The sequence below is a fragment of the Enterobacter asburiae genome, assembly GCF_001521715.1.
Taxonomy (GTDB): Bacteria; Pseudomonadota; Gammaproteobacteria; order Enterobacterales; family Enterobacteriaceae; genus Enterobacter; species Enterobacter asburiae.
This window is the reverse complement of sequence record NZ_CP011863.1, coordinates 4,021,893-4,039,690: the sequence shown is the minus strand read 5'-3', so window position 1 is coordinate 4,039,690 and position 17,798 is coordinate 4,021,893. Positions and strand designations below refer to the sequence as shown.

Annotated in this window: 13 protein-coding genes; 6 read left to right on the top strand and 7 right to left on the bottom strand. The window is 57.2% G+C overall.

All coding sequences use genetic code 11. The features are described 5' to 3' along the window. Nucleotides 1-6: 6 nt before the first annotated feature. Nucleotides 7-1,026, top strand: coding sequence for an NADPH-dependent aldehyde reductase Ahr (gene ahr, locus ACJ69_RS19540; protein ID WP_029739607.1), 1,020 nt, complete (start codon nucleotides 7-9; stop codon nucleotides 1,024-1,026). Nucleotides 1,027-1,118: 92 nt separating this feature from the next. On the opposite strand, the gene ACJ69_RS19535 is transcribed toward ahr, so the two are convergent. Next, nucleotides 1,119-2,765, bottom strand: a complete 1,647-nt coding sequence (locus ACJ69_RS19535) for a dihydroxyacetone kinase subunit DhaK (RefSeq protein WP_059347565.1) — start codon at nucleotides 2,763-2,765, stop codon at nucleotides 1,119-1,121. 138 nt (nucleotides 2,766-2,903) lie between these two features. Between ACJ69_RS19535 and ACJ69_RS19530 the strand changes: the two genes are divergently transcribed. Next, nucleotides 2,904-4,406: a helicase HerA-like C-terminal domain-containing protein gene (locus ACJ69_RS19530; protein ID WP_029740082.1), complete on the top strand. Its 1,503-nt coding sequence runs from the start codon at nucleotides 2,904-2,906 to the stop codon at nucleotides 4,404-4,406. Here the strand turns inward: ACJ69_RS19530 and ACJ69_RS19525 are convergent. Beyond that, on the bottom strand, nucleotides 4,386-5,327 hold the full coding sequence (locus ACJ69_RS19525) for a TIGR01212 family radical SAM protein (protein WP_153251391.1): 942 nt from the start codon (nucleotides 5,325-5,327) through the stop codon (nucleotides 4,386-4,388). The genes ACJ69_RS19530 and ACJ69_RS19525 overlap by 21 nt on opposite strands. Nucleotides 5,328-6,014: 687 nt before the next feature. Between ACJ69_RS19525 and gltB the strand changes: the two genes are divergently transcribed. Together gltB and gltD are read left to right on the top strand one after the other, a co-directional pair. Continuing rightward, the gene (gltB, locus tag ACJ69_RS19520) at nucleotides 6,015-10,475 is read left to right on the top strand and encodes a glutamate synthase large subunit (protein ID WP_032665053.1); all 4,461 of its coding nucleotides are present in this window, start codon (nucleotides 6,015-6,017) and stop codon (nucleotides 10,473-10,475) included. Between the two features lie 9 nt (nucleotides 10,476-10,484). Further along, complete coding sequence (gltD, locus tag ACJ69_RS19515; protein WP_029740079.1) at nucleotides 10,485-11,903, top strand: glutamate synthase subunit GltD; 1,419 nt, start codon at nucleotides 10,485-10,487, stop codon at nucleotides 11,901-11,903. Between the two features lie 28 nt (nucleotides 11,904-11,931). Here the strand turns inward: gltD and sspB are convergent, their stop codons facing one another. The 5 genes from sspB to zapE all read right to left on the bottom strand — a co-directional run bounded on the left by sspB (nucleotide 11,932) and on the right by zapE (nucleotide 15,632). After that, entirely contained in the window at nucleotides 11,932-12,429 is a 498-nt protein-coding gene (gene sspB, locus ACJ69_RS19510) for a ClpXP protease specificity-enhancing factor (protein ID WP_029740078.1), read from the bottom strand. A gap of 5 nt (nucleotides 12,430-12,434) precedes the next feature. Continuing rightward, nucleotides 12,435-13,073 carry a stringent starvation protein SspA gene (sspA, locus tag ACJ69_RS19505; RefSeq protein WP_023333624.1) on the bottom strand — a complete coding sequence of 213 codons (639 nt, stop codon included), beginning with the start codon at nucleotides 13,071-13,073 and terminating at the stop codon, nucleotides 12,435-12,437. A 308-nt stretch (nucleotides 13,074-13,381) separates the two neighbouring features. Further along, nucleotides 13,382-13,774 (bottom strand): 30S ribosomal protein S9, encoded by a 393-nt coding sequence (gene rpsI / locus ACJ69_RS19490; protein ID WP_003860436.1) that lies wholly within the window; start codon nucleotides 13,772-13,774, stop codon nucleotides 13,382-13,384. A 15-nt stretch (nucleotides 13,775-13,789) separates the two neighbouring features. Then, nucleotides 13,790-14,218 (bottom strand): 50S ribosomal protein L13, encoded by a 429-nt coding sequence (gene rplM, locus ACJ69_RS19485; RefSeq protein WP_006178824.1) that lies wholly within the window; start codon nucleotides 14,216-14,218, stop codon nucleotides 13,790-13,792. 289 nt (nucleotides 14,219-14,507) lie between these two features. Continuing rightward, nucleotides 14,508-15,632, bottom strand: a complete 1,125-nt coding sequence (gene zapE, locus ACJ69_RS19480) for a cell division protein ZapE (protein ID WP_059347562.1) — start codon at nucleotides 15,630-15,632, stop codon at nucleotides 14,508-14,510. Between the two features lie 189 nt (nucleotides 15,633-15,821). Here zapE and zapG point away from each other — a divergent pair, with 189 nt between their 5' ends. Both zapG and degQ read left to right on the top strand, forming a co-directional pair. Continuing rightward, the gene (gene zapG, locus ACJ69_RS19475) at nucleotides 15,822-16,220 is read left to right on the top strand and encodes a Z-ring associated protein ZapG (protein ID WP_008502832.1); all 399 of its coding nucleotides are present in this window, start codon (nucleotides 15,822-15,824) and stop codon (nucleotides 16,218-16,220) included. A gap of 171 nt (nucleotides 16,221-16,391) precedes the next feature. Next, nucleotides 16,392-17,759 (top strand): serine endoprotease DegQ, encoded by a 1,368-nt coding sequence (degQ, locus tag ACJ69_RS19470; protein WP_059347561.1) that lies wholly within the window; start codon nucleotides 16,392-16,394, stop codon nucleotides 17,757-17,759. Nucleotides 17,760-17,798 lie beyond the last annotated feature (39 nt).

Genomic DNA, 17,798 nt, shown 5'->3' with positions numbered 1-17,798 from the left:
AACACGATGTCGAAGATAAAAAGCTACGCCGCACCGCAGGCGGGTGCAGAACTTGAGCTGTACGAGTACGATGCGGGCGAACTAAAAGCTGAAGACGTCGAAGTACAGGTTGATTACTGCGGGATCTGCCACTCGGATCTCTCGATGATCGACAACGAATGGGGCTTCTCGAGCTATCCGCTGGTTGCCGGGCACGAAGTCATTGGCCGCGTCGTGGCGCTCGGTAGCGCCGCGCAGGACAAAGGGCTGAAAGTGGGCCAGCGCGTGGGCATTGGCTGGACGGCACGCAGCTGTGGTCACTGCGATGCCTGTATCAGCGGCAATCAGATCAACTGCCTCGAGGGCGCCGTTCCCACTATTCTGAACAAAGGCGGTTTTGCCGACAAACTGCGCGCCGACTGGCAATGGGTCATCCCGCTGCCGGACAGCATTGATATCGAATCCGCCGGTCCGCTGCTGTGCGGCGGTATCACCGTCTTCAAACCCCTGCTGATGCACCATATCACCGCCACCAGCCGCGTGGGCGTGATTGGTATTGGCGGTCTGGGCCATATCGCTATCAAGCTGCTTCACGCGATGGGCTGTGAAGTCACGGCATTCAGCTCGAACCCGGCGAAAGAGAAAGAAGTGCTGGCGATGGGTGCGGATAAAGTCGTGAACAGCCGCGATCCTGAAGCGCTGAACGCGCTGGCGGGTCAGTTTGACCTGATCATCAACACCGTTAACGTGGATCTCGACTGGCAGCCGTACTTTGAGGCGCTGGCCTACGGCGGCAACTTCCATACCGTCGGTGCGGTAATGAAGCCGCTGCCGGTTCCGGCGTTTACCCTGATCGGCGGGGATCGCAGCGTGTCAGGCTCCGCGACCGGTACGCCGTTTGAGTTGCGCAAGCTGATGAAGTTTGCCGGACGCACCAAAGTGGCCCCGACCACCGAACTGTATCCGATGTCGAAAATCAACGAAGCGATCCAGCACGTGCGTGACGGCAAAGCCCGCTACCGCGTGGTGTTAAAAGCGGATTTTTGATGTGACATTGACGGGGAATGTGCGGCCTGATGCCCTCACCCCAACCCTCTCCCACAGGGAGAGGGCGCCCACACTAAAAATGGTAACGGTCGTTACCGTTTTGCATCTACCATGGCCTTAAACACCTCAGCCACCGCGACCGCACCGGGATCCATTACCCCATCCAGGTTCTCTTTATTCACATACGACGAGCGCCCCGCACCGGCTTTCGCCATTTTCGCCGTTGCTTCGGCACCGTACTGTGCTGCCTTCGCCGCTGCCTCGATATCGCCTTTCAGCAACGCCTCCAGCGCCGGCTGCAGCGAGTCGATCAGGGTACGATCGCCGAGATCTGCTCCGCCGTACTGCTTCATCTGCGCCAGTCCGCTGAGCAATGCATCCGGTAGCGGCTGTCCATCGTGAAGCTTTTGCCCGGCCGCGGTGAAGAAGATCGACATCAGCACCCCGCTCGATCCGCCCATCACCGTGGCCAGCCGCTCGCCCACCAGCAGCAGCAGCGTCGATAGGTTATCAAGCGGGAGCTTGCGATCCTCCAGACGCTGCGCAATATCCCGCGCGCCTTGCGCAAAGGTAGAGCCCGTATCACCGTCGCCCACTTTCGCATCCAGCGCGTTCAGCCGGTTTTCCAGCTGGAGCAGCGTGCTGGTCACCGTGGAGACATATTCGCCCACCCGCAGGTTGTCCGCCGGGGTGTATTCCACGCGATCGTGAATGGCGGTATGCGCCACGGTGCGCAGTGGCGCAAACGCTACGGGCTTCTGCCAGCCCAGCGTTTCAACCTCGGCGTGAATCGCCTTTTCAAAGAAATCGTTGAGCTTCAGCAGCGTGAGCGAAAAGCCCTTCATGTCCAGCGCGCTCACCAGCGGCGCGGGGCCTATCAGGTACGCGATCTCCTTTTTAAGCGCCGAATGCGCCAGCTCTTTGGTCAGCAGCGCCATCTCCAGCGCCGATACGCCGCCGAGATTGTTAATCAATACCGCAAAGCGCCCTTCTCCCGCCTGCGCGCGTAGCGGCGTCACCAGCGTGTCGATAATGGCTTTGCTGTTCTGCGTATCCACGACGGAAGCACCGGGCTCGCCGTGTATGCCCAGCCCCAGCTCGACATGGCCCTGCTTAATGCGCCCCTCTTCCTCGTCGCTGCCCGGCAGGTTGCACGTTTGCATCGCAACGCCCAGGCTCCAGAGGTTATCGCAGGCCTGTTGCGCAATATCCCGCACCTCACTCAACGATTTCCCGTGCTCCGCCGCATAGCCCGCAATCTTATGCACCAGCGCCGTACCGGCAATACCGCGCGGCTGTTTGTTATCCGGCAGCGCGATATCGTCCGCCACGATCACCATCTCCACCTTCAGGCCGTAGCGTTTGGCCTTTTCTGCCGCCAGGCCAAAGTTCAGGCGATCGCCGGTGTAGTTTTTGACGATCAGCAGACAGCCGCGATCGCCCGTGACCGCCACAATGGCATTCAGCACCGCATCCACGCTCGGCGAGGCGAACAGATCGCCACACACTGCCGCCGTCAGCATCCCTTTGCCGACAAACCCGGCGTGCGCGGGTTCGTGGCCTGAACCGCCGCCGGAGATCACCGCCACGCGGCTTTTGTCCCAGTCGCCGCGTGCGACGATCCTGATGGCCGGATCGATATCAAGTTTGACGAGATTTGCGTGTGGCGCAGAAAGCAGTATGCCTTCAATGGCATCGTTGACCAGCTGTTTGCGATCGTTAAAGAAGAATCTGGACATCGTTTCCCACTATTTTTGTGAACCGTATGCAAAAGCATAGTCCGCGCTGGATAATGCGCCGCAAAGTCAGGAATTTACTCAACCAAATTGCGGTCAGGTTGCCTATACTCCACCCAGGACTAAGAGAGGAAGCGCATCATGAGTACACCATTGTTAATTGCCCGGACGCTGGAAAAAGAGCTGTATTTACTGCCCGCAATGGCGAACCGCCACGGTCTGATCACCGGAGCGACCGGGACGGGGAAAACCGTCACCCTGCAAAAGCTGGCGGAGTCGCTTTCGGAGATTGGCGTACCGGTCTTTATGGCTGACGTGAAAGGTGATTTAACCGGTGTGGCTCAGGAAGGGACGGCCTCTGAAAAACTGCTCGAACGGCTGAAGAATATTGGCATCACGGACTGGACGCCGCATAACAATCCGGTGGTAGTGTGGGATATTTTTGGTGAGAAAGGCCACCCGGTGCGGGCTACCGTCTCCGATCTCGGCCCGCTGCTGCTGGCCCGTCTGCTTAACCTCAACGACGTGCAGTCCGGCGTGCTGAATATTATCTTCCGCATTGCCGACGATCAGGGACTGCTGCTGCTTGATTTTAAAGATCTGCGCGCCATTACGCAGTACATCGGCGATAACGCCAAATCCTTCCAGAACCAGTACGGCAATATCAGCAGCGCCTCGGTGGGCGCCATTCAGCGTGGGTTGCTGACCCTGGAACAACAGGGCGCCGAGCACTTCTTCGGCGAGCCGATGCTGGATATCAAAGACTGGATGCGCACCGACAGCAGCGGCAAAGGCATCATCAACATTCTGAGCTCCGAGAAGCTCTATCAGATGCCAAAGCTCTACGCCGCCAGCCTGCTGTGGATGCTCTCTGAGCTCTACGAACAGTTACCCGAAGCGGGCGATCTGGAAAAACCGAAGCTGGTCTTCTTCTTTGACGAAGCGCACCTGCTGTTTAGCGACGCGCCGCAGGTATTGCTGGATAAAATTGAACAGGTCATTCGCCTGATCCGCTCCAAAGGGGTCGGCGTCTGGTTTGTTTCACAAAACCCATCGGATATCCCGGATAACGTGCTCGGCCAGCTCGGTAACCGCGTGCAGCACGCCCTGCGCGCCTTTACGCCGAAGGATCAGAAAGCGGTGAAAGCCGCCGCGCAGACCATGCGCGCCAATCCTGCTTTTGATACCGAAGCGGCGATTCAGGCGTTAGGCACCGGTGAAGCGCTGATCTCGTTCCTGGATGCTAAGGGCAGCCCGTCCGTGGTAGAACGCGCCATGGTGATCGCGCCCTGCTCGCGCATGGGACCGGTTACCGACGATGAACGCAACGGCCTGATTAACCACTCACCGGTTTACGGGAAGTACGAAGACGAGGTGGATCGCGAGTCTGCGTTCGAGATGCTGCAAAAAGGGGTGCAGGCGACAACCGAATCCCAGGATGCGCCTGCCGCTAAAGGGCAGTCTGTCGCCGTGGATGACGGTATTCTCGGGGGGCTCAAAGACATCCTGTTCGGCAGCACCGGGCCGCGCGGCGGCAAGCGCGACGGCGTGGTACAGACCATGGCGAAAAGCGCGGCGCGGCAGGTCACCAATCAGATAGTGCGCGGCATGCTGGGAAGTTTATTAGGCGGCCGTCGCCGGTAGACGGGGAACCCACGGGTGGCCAAGCGCCGAGCCCTGCACGCCGTTCTCCTGCAGATAGCGGTCGATTTCCACCATCCCCGTCCAGCGGTTCTCACACCACAGCGGTGCCAGAAGCGTTGGGCGGCGGGCGCTGGCCGAAATACGGTGGTAGACGATTTCCGGCGGCGTGTGGCGAATCATCTCCCCCGCCGTCACCGTATAGTCTTCAAGCTCAATACCGCTTAACCGCCCGGCTTCCCAGGCTTTCGCCATAATGCTTCCCGTAACGATATGCAGCGGGTGCAGCTTAATGCCGTCCACGCCGGTTTCAACCACCTTTTCCAGCGTCTCCAGGCCGTGCTGCTGCCCTTCACCCGGCAAGCCGACAATCAGGTGCGAACAGACCTTCAGCCCACGCTCGCGGGCCAGGCGCGTGGTGCGCTGGTAGCAGGCGAAATCATGGCCACGGTTAATACGGTGCAGGGTTTTGTCGTGCGCGGTCTGCAAGCCCAGCTCCAGCCAGATCTCGTAGCCTTGTTCTTTGTACTCGCTGAGCAGGTCCAACACCGCGTCCGGTACGCAGTCCGGGCGCGTGCCCACGCACAGCCCAACGATGTTAGCCTGGCTGACGGCCTGCTGATACATAGAGCGCAGCACCTGCGCCTCCGCCCACGTGCTGGTGTAGGCCTGAAAATAGGCCAGATACTGCTTCGCACGGTTCACCAGGCTGGCCTGATGGGCGAGCTGTTCAGCGATAGAGTGATGCTGCTGGGCTTCGTCAGCAAAGGACGCAACGTTACAGAAGGTGCAGCCGCCGCGCCCGATGGTGCCATCGCGATTCGGGCAGCTAAACCCGCCGTGCAGCGTCAGCTTATGAACCTTTTGCCCGTACCGCTGCAAAAGATCCCCACCAAACATATTGACTAATTTCTGTAACTGCATAATCTGATAGACCGTCCCGGAGAAAGGGGACAAGCCTGCCACTTTTAGCCTCTGTCGGCGATGACCTGGATCAATCGCCCTGGACGGCCTTTATCTATATGAGTAAATACTCAGGATTACTGCAATTTCATTCACGCTACCCGTGATTACTTTTCCTTATGTTCTGATTGTTTTTTTCATTTATAGCGCCACCACTGAAAAACAGTGGGTTTATGCGGGTTTGCAACCAATGCCAGATTATTATTCTGCTATAAAACTGCTATTCAGCACGCTACATTGATAATACCGCTTTCATATAGTGAGTCAGATCACACTCCGCTACGTCCTGTCAGGGCATGCAATCAATGTAAAAATAGTTAAATACCCTTTAATTACAATTAGATAAACTCTCTTTAGCACATTTTTGTATAAATAAGATTGCCATTTGACCTGTGTACCAATTCCCGATAAGTTGGAAATCCGCTGGAAGCTTTCTGGATGAGCGGCCTGCTCATCATATTTATGCAGTAATTGAGATTCCCTCTGAAGCAAGTCCTCAAACTTGTTTACCTGCGCGAAAGGATGAAAAAGAGGGCGAATGCGAGGTCCGCGTATGAAACGCAAACCCCGTCGCCATGCTCTTTCTGTGCCTGTGCGCCACGGTAAAGTTCAGTGGGAAGCCCGACGAGCCTGGGGAGGTTCACTGATATGTTGTACGATAAATCCCTTGAGAAGGATAACTGTGGTTTCGGCCTGATCGCCCACATAGAAGGCGAACCTAGCCACAAGGTAGTGCGTACTGCTATTCACGCACTGGCCCGAATGCAGCACCGTGGCGCGATTCTTGCCGATGGTAAAACGGGCGACGGTTGCGGCCTGCTGCTGCAAAAACCGGATCGTTTCTTCCGCATCGTGGCGGAAGAGCGCGGCTGGCGTTTAGCCAAAAACTACGCTGTCGGCATGCTGTTCCTGAACCAGGATCCTGAAAAGGCTGCCGCCTCACGCCGCATCGTCGAAGAAGAACTTCAGCGTGAAACCCTGTCGATTGTCGGCTGGCGCAATGTGCCAACCAACGAAGGGGTGCTCGGTGAAATCGCCCTCTCCTCGCTGCCTCGTATTGAACAGATTTTCGTTAACGCGCCTGCGGGCTGGCGTCCGCGTGATATGGAACGCCGTCTGTTTATTGCCCGCCGCCGCATTGAAAAACGTCTCCAGGACGATAAAGAGTTCTACGTCTGTAGCCTCTCTAACCTGGTGAACATCTATAAAGGTCTGTGTATGCCGGCTGACCTGCCGCGCTTCTACCTGGACCTGGCGGACCTGCGTCTGGAATCGGCCATTTGCCTGTTCCACCAGCGCTTCTCCACCAACACCGTTCCACGCTGGCCGCTGGCTCAGCCGTTCCGCTACCTGGCGCACAACGGCGAGATCAACACCATCACCGGTAACCGCCAGTGGGCCCGCGCCCGTACCTATAAGTTCCAGACGCCGCTGATCCCTGACCTGCACGATGCCGCGCCGTTCGTGAACGAAACCGGCTCTGACTCCAGCTCCATGGATAACATGCTGGAACTGCTGCTGGCGGGCGGGATGGACATCGTGCGCGCCATGCGTCTGCTTGTGCCACCGGCCTGGCAGAACAACCCGGATATGGACCCTGAGCTGCGCGCGTTCTTCGACTTTAACTCCATGCACATGGAGCCGTGGGACGGCCCGGCGGGCATCGTCATGTCCGACGGCCGCTTCGCCGCCTGTAACCTGGACCGTAACGGTCTGCGTCCGGCGCGCTACGTCATCACCAAAGACAAGCTCATCACCTGCGCCTCTGAGGTCGGTATCTGGGATTACCAGCCTGACGAAGTGGTCGAGAAGGGCCGCGTCGGTCCGGGCGAGCTGATGGTTATCGACACCCGCGGTGGGCGCATTCTGCACTCAGCCGAAACCGATCACGATCTGAAAAGCCGCCATCCGTACAAAGAGTGGATGGAGAAGAACGTCCGTCGCCTCGTGCCGTTCGAAGATTTATCGGATGAAGAAGTGGGTCGTCGCGAACTGGACGACGACACGCTTGCGAGCTTCCAGAAACAGTTTAACTACAGCGCGGAAGAGCTGGACTCTGTTATTCGCGTACTGGGTGAAAACGGCCAGGAAGCGGTCGGCTCTATGGGGGACGATACCCCGTTTGCCGTGCTCTCCAGCCAGCCGCGCATCATTTACGATTACTTCCGCCAGCAGTTCGCGCAGGTGACCAACCCGCCGATCGACCCGCTGCGCGAAGCGCACGTGATGTCGCTGGCCACCAGCATCGGTCGCGAGATGAACGTCTTCTGCGAAGCCGAAGGCCAGGCGCACCGCCTGACCTTTAAATCGCCGATCCTGCTGTACTCCGATTTCAAACAGCTCACCACCATGAAAGAGGAGCACTACCGCGCAGACACGCTCGATATTACCTTCGACGTGACCGAAGCGAGCCTCGAAGAGACGGTGAATGCGCTGTGTGACAAAGCCGAACAGATGGTGCGTAACGGTACCGTTCTGCTGGTGCTGTCCGACCGTAATATCGCGAAAAACCGTCTGCCGGTACCTGCCCCGATGGCGGTCGGCGCTATCCAGACGCGTCTGGTCGACAAGAGCCTGCGCTGCGACGCCAACATCATTGTTGAAACCGCCAGCGCCCGCGACCCGCACCACTTTGCCGTGCTGTTAGGCTTTGGCGCGACGGCAATCTACCCGTACCTGGCCTACGAAACGCTGGCACGCCTGGTGGATACCCGCGCGATAGACAAAGATTACCGCGCAGTGATGCTGAACTACCGTAACGGCATCAACAAAGGTCTGTACAAGATCATGTCCAAAATGGGCATCTCGACCATTGCATCCTACCGCTGTTCGAAGCTGTTTGAAGCGGTCGGCCTGCATGACGAGGTCGCCAACCTCTGCTTCCAGGGCGTGGTCAGCCGCATCGGCGGCGCCGGTTTTGCTGACTTCCAGCAGGATCTGGTGAACCTGTCCAAACGCGCCTGGCTGGCACGTAAGCCGCTGGATCAGGGCGGTCTGCTGAAATACGTTCACGGCGGCGAATACCACGCCTATAACCCGGACGTGGTGCGCACGCTGCAGCAGGCGGTTCAGAGCGGCGAATACAGCGATTACCAGCAGTACGCTGAGCTGGTAAACAACCGTCCGGCGGCAACGCTGCGCGACCTCATTGCCCTCAATCCGGGTGATGAAGCGGTCAGCATTGACGAGGTTGAGCCTGCATCCGAACTGTTCAAACGCTTCGATACTGCAGCGATGTCCATCGGCGCGCTGAGCCCGGAAGCCCATGAAGCGCTAGCGGAAGCCATGAACAGCATCGGCGGCAACTCCAACTCCGGCGAAGGCGGTGAAGATCCGGCGCGTTACGGCACCAACAAAGTGTCCCGTATCAAGCAGGTGGCATCCGGTCGCTTTGGCGTGACGCCTGCGTACCTGGTCAACGCCGACGTAATCCAGATTAAAGTCGCTCAGGGTGCTAAACCGGGCGAAGGCGGCCAGCTGCCGGGTGATAAAGTTACCCCGTACATCGCCAAACTGCGCTATTCCGTGCCGGGCGTGACGCTGATCTCCCCGCCGCCGCACCACGATATCTACTCTATCGAGGACTTAGCGCAGCTGATTTTCGACCTGAAGCAGGTCAACCCGAAGGCGATGATCTCCGTGAAGCTGGTTTCCGAACCGGGCGTCGGCACCATCGCTACCGGCGTGGCGAAAGCCTATGCGGATCTCATCACCATCGCCGGCTACGACGGCGGCACCGGCGCAAGCCCGCTCTCCTCCGTGAAATATGCGGGATGTCCGTGGGAGCTTGGCCTGGTGGAAACCCAGCAGGCGCTGGTGGCTAACGGTCTGCGTCACAAGATCCGTCTGCAGGTGGACGGCGGCCTGAAAACGGGCCTCGACATCATTAAAGCGGCGATCCTCGGCGCGGAAAGCTTCGGCTTCGGTACCGGCCCAATGGTTGCGCTCGGCTGTAAATACCTGCGTATTTGCCATCTGAACAACTGCGCAACCGGCGTTGCTACCCAGGACGAGAAGCTGCGTAAGAACCACTATCACGGTCTGCCGTTCAAAGTGACCAACTACTTTGAGTTCATCGCACGCGAAACCCGCGAGCTGATGGCGCAGCTGGGCGTGAAACGCCTGGTGGACCTGATTGGCCGTACCGACCTGCTGAAAGAGCTGGAAGGCTTCACGGCGAAGCAGCAGAAGCTGGAGCTGAGCAAGCTGCTGGAAACCGCGCAGCCGCACCCTGGCAAAGCGGTCTACTGCACCGAGAACAACCCGCCGTTCGATAACGGCGTGTTGAACGCACAGCTGTTGCAGCAGGCGAAACCGTACGTGGACGACAAGCAGAGCAAAACGTTCTGGTTTGATATCCGCAACACCGACCGCTCCGTGGGTGCCTCCCTTTCCGGCTACATCGCGCAGACGCACGGTGACCAGGGGCTGGCAGCGGATCCGATTACCGCGCATTTCAGCGGTACCGCGGGTCAGAGCTTCGGCGTATGGAACGCAGGCGGCGTTGAGCTGTACCTGACCGGGGATGCCAACGACTACGTCGGTAAAGGCATGGCGGGCGGTCTGCTGGCGGTGCGTCCTCCGGTCGGCTCAGCCTTCCGCAGCCATGAAGCCAGCATCATCGGTAACACCTGCCTGTACGGCGCGACCGGCGGTCGTCTGTTTGCAGCAGGCCGTGCGGGCGAGCGTTTTGCGGTGCGTAACTCCGGTGCTATCACCGTGGTGGAAGGCATTGGCGATAACGGGTGTGAATACATGACGGGCGGGATTGTTTGCGTTCTGGGTAAAACCGGCGTGAACTTCGGCGCGGGCATGACGGGCGGTTTTGCGTACGTCCTGGACGAAGACGGCGAGTTCCGCAAACGCGTGAACCCGGAGCTGGTAGAAGTGCTGGACGTTGATACGCTGGCTATCCATGAAGAACACCTGCGCGGCTTGATTACCGAACACGTGCAGCATACCGGTTCTTCGCGCGGCGAAGAGATCCTGGCGAACTGGCCGGCGTTCTCTGCGAAATTCGCGCTGGTTAAGCCGAAGTCCAGCGATGTTAAAGCCCTTTTGGGTCACCGTAGTCGTAGCGCAGCAGAGCTGCGCGTGCAGGCGCAGTAAGGAATTCAGATGAGCCAGAACGTATACCAGTTTATCGACCTGCAGCGTGTTGATCCGCCAAAGAAACCGCTGAAGATCCGCAAAATTGAATTTGTTGAAATCTACGAGCCGTTTTCAGAAGGCCAGGCCAAGGCGCAGGCAGACCGCTGCCTGTCCTGCGGTAACCCATACTGCGAATGGAAATGTCCGGTACACAACTACATTCCGAACTGGCTGAAGCTGGCCAACGAAGGACGTATTTTTGAAGCCGCCGAGCTGTCTCACCAGACCAACACCCTGCCGGAAGTGTGCGGCCGCGTGTGTCCTCAGGACCGTCTGTGCGAAGGCTCCTGTACGCTGAACGACGAGTTCGGTGCGGTGACCATCGGCAACATCGAGCGCTATATCAACGATAAAGCGTTCGAGATGGGCTGGCGTCCGGATATGACCGGCGTGAAGCAAACCGACAAGCGCGTGGCCATCATCGGCGCGGGCCCGGCGGGCCTGGCCTGTGCGGACGTGCTGACCCGCAACGGCGTGAAGGCGGTGGTCTTTGACCGTCATCCGGAAATCGGCGGTCTGCTGACCTTCGGTATCCCGGCCTTTAAGCTGGAAAAAGAGGTCATGACCCGTCGCCGTGAAATCTTCACCGGCATGGGCATTGAGTTCAAACTGAACGTGGAAGTGGGTCGCGACGTGCAGCTCGACGACCTGCTGAAGGATTACGACGCCGTGTTCCTCGGCGTGGGCACCTATCAGTCCATGCGCGGCGGTCTGGAGAACGAAGATGCGCCGGGCGTGTTTGACGCGCTGCCGTTCCTGATTGCCAACACCAAGCAGATCATGGGCTACGGCGAAACCGCCGATGAGCCGTTCGTCAGCATGGAAGGCAAACGCGTGGTGGTGCTGGGCGGCGGTGATACCGCGATGGACTGCGTGCGTACCTCCATTCGTCAGAATGCGGCACACGTGATCTGCGCCTATCGTCGTGACGAAGAGAACATGCCGGGCTCTAAGCGCGAAGTGAAAAACGCGCGTGAAGAGGGCGTGGAGTTCCAGTTCAACATCCAGCCTCTGGGTATTGAAGTGAATGCCAACGGTAAAGTGAGCGGCGTGAAGATGGCGCGCACTGAGATGGGCGCACCGGATGCGAAGGGCCGTCGTCGCGCCGAGATCGTCGCCGGTTCTGAGCACGTGATCCCGGCCGATGCCGTGGTGATGGCGTTCGGTTTCCGTCCTCACAGCATGGAATGGCTGGCGAAGCACAGCGTTGAGCTGGATTCGCAGGGCCGCGTGATTGCGCCAGAAGGCAGCGACAACGCATTCCAGACCAGCAACCCGAAAATCTTCGCCGGTGGCGATATCGTTCGTGGTTCTGACCTGGTGGTAACGGCGATTGCCGAAGGCCGTAAGGCGGCTGACGGGATCCTGAACTACCTGGAAGTGTAAAAAAAACAGGCCCGATTGGGCCTGTTTTTTATTTCACGACGCGAAGAGCCGGACGACCACCGCGCGGAGGCGGATCGTCATCAGGGTCATTGTCGTCGTGACGATCGGGTTTATCGCCATCAATAAGTGACATCACCGTGTCGCTTTCGCGCTCATCGGATGCGTTGTCATCATTCAGGCTGGCAACATCTTCATCATACGCCGCTTCCGGCTCGAACATGGTACCCGCACCGTTTTCACGCGCGTAGATAGCCAGCACGGCTGCCAGCGGCACGGAAACCTGACGCGGCACGCCGCCGAAACGGGCGTTGAAGCGCACTTCATCGTTAGCCAGCTCCAGGTTACCCACCGCACGCGGCGCAATGTTCAGTACGATCTGTCCGTCACGCGCGTATTCCATAGGAACCAGCACGCCCGGCAACGTCACATCCACAACCAGGTGCGGCGTGAGCTGGTTATCCAGCAGCCATTCATAGAAGGCGCGCAGCAGATAAGGACGGCGTGGGGTAAGTTGTGACATTTCCACAGTCATTAGCCTCGGCCGAGACGCATTTCACGTTCCGGTTCAGTTAAAGATGCCAGGAAAGAGTCGCGTTCAAATACGCGAGTCATATAGCCCTTCAGCTCTTTCGCGCCAGGACCGCTGAACTCTACGCCCAGGGTTGGCAGACGCCACAGCAGCGGTGCCAGGTAGCAATCCACCAGGCTGAACTCATCGCTCAGGAAGAATGGTTTCTGACCAAACACCGGGGCGATAGCCAGCAGCTCTTCACGCAGTTGCTTACGCGCAGCGTCGGCTTCAGAAGCGGAACCGCTGACGATAACGTTCATCAGCGAGTACCAGTCTTTTTCGATACGCTGCATGTACAGGCGGCTTTCACCACGCGCGACAGGATAAACAGGCATCAGTGGCGGATGCGGGAAACGCTCATCCAGATATTCCATAATGATACGGGATTCCCACAGGGTCAGCTCGCGATCCACCAGCGTCGGTACGCTTTGGCTCGGGTTGAGATCGATCAGATCCTGAGGCGGGTTATCCTTTTCCACATGCTCGATCTCAAAACTGACACCCTTCTCGGCCAGCACGATACGAACCTGATGGCTATAAATGTCAGTAGGACCAGAAAACAGCGTCATTACCGAACGTTTGTTGGCAGCGACAGCCATGAAAACCTCCAGGTATATTCAGAATTTTTACTGCTACCAGCCCAACAGGGGCCAGCCAGATGTTGTATCGCCCATCCCAGAGAAAACACATTGTTCAAGAAACGAACAAAAATCGAGTATTCACCGATATTTGGGCAGAAAATTGGATGATAGTTTACCAGATTTTGATGGCTTTGTGGTGAGGGGATTCTGGAAATGTGGAAAAAGAGAAGATATATGCATGGATATTGTGGATAACCTGCGCATTATCCATAAAAAAACCCGCCGAAGCGGGTTTTTCGCCAATCGTTCTGCGTAAGCAGAATGGATTAACGTTTGGAGAACTGTGGACGACGACGTGCTTTACGCAGACCCACTTTCTTACGTTCAACCTGACGCGCGTCACGAGTAACGAAGCCAGCTTTACGCAGTTCAGAACGCAGGGATTCGTCGTACTCCATCAGAGCGCGGGTGATACCGTGACGGATCGCACCTGCCTGACCGGAGATACCACCACCTTTAACGGTGATGTACAGATCCAGTTTTTCTACCATATCAACCAGTTCCAGCGGCTGGCGAACTACCATGCGGGCAGTTTCGCGACCGAAGTATTGTTCCAGAGAACGCTGGTTGATTACGATTTTACCACTGCCCGGTTTGATGAAAACGCGAGCTGCGGAACTTTTGCGGCGACCAGTGCCGTAGTATTGATTTTCAGCCATTGCCTATAATCCCGATTAGATGTCAAGAACTTGCGGTTGCTGTGCCGCGTGGTTGTGCTCGTTGCCTGCGTAAACTTTCAGTTTACGGAACATAGCACGACCCAGCGGGCCTTTTGGCAGCATGCCTTTAACCGCGATTTCAATCACACGCTCAGGACGGCGGGCAATCATCTCTTCAAAGGTCGCTTCTTTGATACCACCGATGTGGCCGGTGTGGTGATAGTACACTTTGTCAGTACGCTTGTTGCCGGTTACAGCAACTTTATCAGCGTTCAGAACGATGATGTAATCACCGGTATCAACGTGCGGAGTGTATTCCGCTTTATGCTTACCGCGCAGGCGACGAGCCAGTTCAGTAGCCAGACGGCCCAGAGTTTTACCGGTCGCGTCAACAACATACCAGTCGCGCTGTACGGTTTCTGGTTTAGCTGTAAAAGTTTTCATTAAAAGCTTACCCAAATAAATAAGTTACACGTTGGTGAACACCCAAACGTTTAGTCAGTTGAGGCTCACACGACAAAGTCCGGCAAACCTACCCCTTCGAATAGCACATGCCGACACATAGAAAGTTTTGGGAAAAAAACCTTCTCGTAACGTGGGGTCGCAAGATTATAGAGAAGTTGAGGTCAAAGATCGACCCTTAAATGCGTTTTGGAATGGGTTTTTCGGGGGTGGGTATTGTGCGGTCTGGTGCCCTCACCCCCAGCCCCTCTCCCACGGGAGAGGGTGGCATTTATGGCATATGTTCCAGCTTCAGGTATTCCTCGCTCTGCATCTCCTGCAGGCGCGACAGGCAGCGCTGGAACTCGAACTTCAGCCGCTCGCCCTGGTAAATCTCATATAAAGGTACCTCGGCGCTGACCACCAGCTTGACGTGGCGCTCATAAAACTCGTCCACCAGCGCAATGAAGCGCCGTGCTTCGCTCTCCATCAGCCGCGTCATCACCGGCACGTCCAGCACCATCACGGTGTGGAACAGACGCGAAAGCGCAATGTAGTCGTGCTGGCTGCGGGCATCCACGCAGAGCGTCGTAAAGGAGACCGCCAGCGTTTGGTTTTCGACGCCGAGTGTGGGCAGCGGTCGATGGTTAATCTCGAGTTCCGGGGCGTGCTCGCGTTTTGCTCCCGCCAGCGCCAGCCAGAGTGTATCCATCTCGCGGATGGTCTCTGCATTTAACGGCGAAAGCCACAGATGCGCCTGGGTCAGCGTGCGCAGACGATAATCGACACCGGCATCGACGTTCATAATGTCGCAGTGCTGCTTGAGGGCATCGATGGCGGGCAGGAAGCGTGCCCGCTGCAGGCCGTTACGATAGAGCTCATCCGGCGGGATATTCGACGTGGCCACCAGCGTGATCCCGCGGGCAAATAGCGCTTTCATCAGGCCGCCTAGCAGCATGGCATCGGTGATGTCAGACACAAAAAACTCATCGAAGCAGAGCACGTCCGTTTCAGCTTTGAACCTGTCGGCCACAATCTCCAGCGGATCGCTCTTGCCCTGCAGTGCGGTCAGCTCTTCATGCACCCGCAGCATAAAACGATGGAAGTGCAGACGCTGCTTACGTGCGCCGGGCAGGCTCATATAAAACAGGTCCATCAGCCAGGTTTTTCCGCGACCGACCCCGCCCCACATATATAAACCGCGCACCGGCGCGTGAGCCTGTGGCGCTTTTTTACCGAGCAACCGCCCAAATGCCGCCTTTAACCCACCGTTCTGTTCGACTTCAGCGGGTTTTGCCGTGAGCTCCTGGTAAATCATCTCCAGGCGGTTTACCGCCTCACGTTGAACGTCATCAGGCTGATGAGTGCCCTCGTTAAGGGCCAGTTGATATCGCGATGCAGGGGACAGGTTTTGCATAATCTTATTGTTATTCCTTCAATTAACGCTCACCAGCAGACGTGACTGATGAAAAAAAGGCCGTTCTACACTACGCGATGATACGTCAGGATTCCACTTCTGCAGAAATAGCGGTTATAGTGGCATTATCAGGCACAGGCAGGAGCCGAGCCAACACCCTACGGAACAACAAGACAACGGGAGAAGTTCATGACCTGGGAATATGCGCTAATCGGTTTAGTCGTCGGCATCGTCATTGGTGCTGTGGCCATGCGTTTCGGTAATCGCAAATTGCGTCAGCAGCAGTCACTGCAGTACGAACTGGAAAAGAACAAAGCCGAGCTGGAAGAGTATCGCGAAGAGCTGGTCAGCCATTTTGCCCGTAGCGCCGAGCTGCTGGACAACATGGCAACCGACTATCGTCAGCTGTATCAACATATGGCAAAAAGCTCCAGCAGCCTGCTGCCGGAAATGACCGCGGAAACCAACCCATTCCGCAACCGTCTGGCTGACTCTGAAGCCGGTAACGATCAGGCGCCCGTTCAGATGCCTCGCGACTATTCCGATGGCGCGTCCGGCCTGCTGCGCGGCGGTGTAAAACGCGATTAATCGCACAACCTGAATTTATTTTACGGGCGCAGCGATTGCGCCCGTCCTTTCTTGATGACCCCAGCTATCATTTAGTTACATACCTCATTGTTCAGCGGTTTAAAATTCAATAACATCAACGTGTTTTTAGGGCCGTTTTTCCTTTATTCCAGGTTACGAGAGTCAACATCGATGAAGAAAAAAAACCAGCTGTTGAGCGCTATCGCGTTAAGTGTCGGGTTATCTCTCTCGGCGTCCGTCCCTGTATTCGCCGCCATTCCTTCCCAGGTGCCTGGCCAGGCGGCCATTCCAAGCCTCGCGCCAATGCTGGAAAAAGTGTTGCCTGCGGTCGTCAGCGTTCAGGTTGAGGGCACCGCAGTACAAAGCCAACGCGTCCCTGAAGAACTGAAAAAATATTTTGGCGATGAGTCTCCGGACCAGCAGGCGCAGCCTTTTGAAGGCCTGGGCTCTGGCGTCATTATTGATGCGGCAAAAGGCTATATCCTGACCAACAATCACGTCATCAGCCAGGCCGATAAGATCAGCGTCCAGCTGAACGATGGCCGTGAATTTGATGCCAAACTGATCGGCGGCGATGACCAGAGCGACATCGCGCTGCTGCAGGTACAAAACCCAAGCAACCTGACCCAGATTGCCATAGCGGATTCCGACAAACTGCGCGTCGGCGATTTTGCCGTCGCCGTGGGCAACCCCTTTGGTTTAGGGCAGACCGCCACCTCCGGGATCGTCTCGGCGCTCGGGCGCAGCGGCCTCAATCTGGAAGGACTGGAAAACTTTATCCAGACCGATGCCTCAATCAACCGTGGTAACTCCGGCGGAGCATTGCTTAACCTTAACGGCGAGCTGATTGGGATTAACACGGCTATTCTGGCCCCGGGCGGCGGCAGCATCGGGATCGGTTTTGCTATCCCCAGCAACATGGCCAAAACCCTGGCGCAGCAGCTGATCCAGTTCGGTGAAATCAAACGCGGGCTGCTGGGTATTAAAGGTATGGAGATGAGCGCGGATATCGCAAAAGCGTTCAATATCAACGTACAGCGCGGGGCGTTTGTCAGTGAAGTGCTGCCAAACTCCGGCTCGGCAAAAGCGGGCGTGAAGTCAGGGGATGTGATCGTCAGCCTGAACGACAAACCGTTGAACAGCTTTGCAGAACTGCGTTCGCGGATTGCCACGACGGAACCTGGCGCCAAAGTGAAGCTGGGCCTGATACGTGACGGCAAGCCGCTTGACGTTGAAGTGACGCTGGATAAGAGCACCTCTTCCTCGGCCAGTGCGGAGCTTATCGCCCCGGCGCTACAGGGGGCTACGTTGAGCGACGGGCAGCTGAAGGACGGCACGAAAGGCATTAGCATCGATACCGTCGAGAAGAGCAGCCCTGCCGCACAGGCCGGATTGCATCAGGATGACGTGATTATCGGTGTCAACCGCAACCGCGTGCAGTCTATTGCCGAACTGCGCAAGGTGCTGGAAAGTAAACCGGCGGTTATTGCCCTGCAGATCATGCGTGGCAATGAGTCCATCTATATTCTGTTGCGCTAAGCATTTGCGACCCGGACATCACCGCTGCGTGTGATGTCC

What these genes read in the sequence shown, in the direction of transcription:
- ACJ69_RS19530 (WP_029740082.1), top strand. Translation starts at nt 2,904, where the DNA reads ATGAGTACACCATTGTTAATTGCCCGGACGCTGGAAAAAGAGCTGTAT.
- degQ (WP_059347561.1), top strand. Translation starts at nt 16,392, where the DNA reads ATGAAGAAAAAAAACCAGCTGTTGAGCGCTATCGCGTTAAGTGTCGGG.
- ahr (WP_029739607.1), top strand. Translation starts at nt 7, where the DNA reads ATGTCGAAGATAAAAAGCTACGCCGCACCGCAGGCGGGTGCAGAACTT.
- rplM (WP_006178824.1), bottom strand. Translation starts at nt 14,218, where the DNA reads ATGAAAACTTTTACAGCTAAACCAGAAACCGTACAGCGCGACTGGTAT.
- zapG (WP_008502832.1), top strand. Translation starts at nt 15,822, where the DNA reads ATGACCTGGGAATATGCGCTAATCGGTTTAGTCGTCGGCATCGTCATT.
- gltB (WP_032665053.1), top strand. Translation starts at nt 6,015, where the DNA reads ATGTTGTACGATAAATCCCTTGAGAAGGATAACTGTGGTTTCGGCCTG.
- gltD (WP_029740079.1), top strand. Translation starts at nt 10,485, where the DNA reads ATGAGCCAGAACGTATACCAGTTTATCGACCTGCAGCGTGTTGATCCG.
- ACJ69_RS19535 (WP_059347565.1), bottom strand. Translation starts at nt 2,765, where the DNA reads ATGTCCAGATTCTTCTTTAACGATCGCAAACAGCTGGTCAACGATGCC.
- sspA (WP_023333624.1), bottom strand. Translation starts at nt 13,073, where the DNA reads ATGGCTGTCGCTGCCAACAAACGTTCGGTAATGACGCTGTTTTCTGGT.
- ACJ69_RS19525 (WP_153251391.1), bottom strand. Translation starts at nt 5,327, where the DNA reads ATGCAGTTACAGAAATTAGTCAATATGTTTGGTGGGGATCTTTTGCAG.
- zapE (WP_059347562.1), bottom strand. Translation starts at nt 15,632, where the DNA reads ATGCAAAACCTGTCCCCTGCATCGCGATATCAACTGGCCCTTAACGAG.
- rpsI (WP_003860436.1), bottom strand. Translation starts at nt 13,774, where the DNA reads ATGGCTGAAAATCAATACTACGGCACTGGTCGCCGCAAAAGTTCCGCA.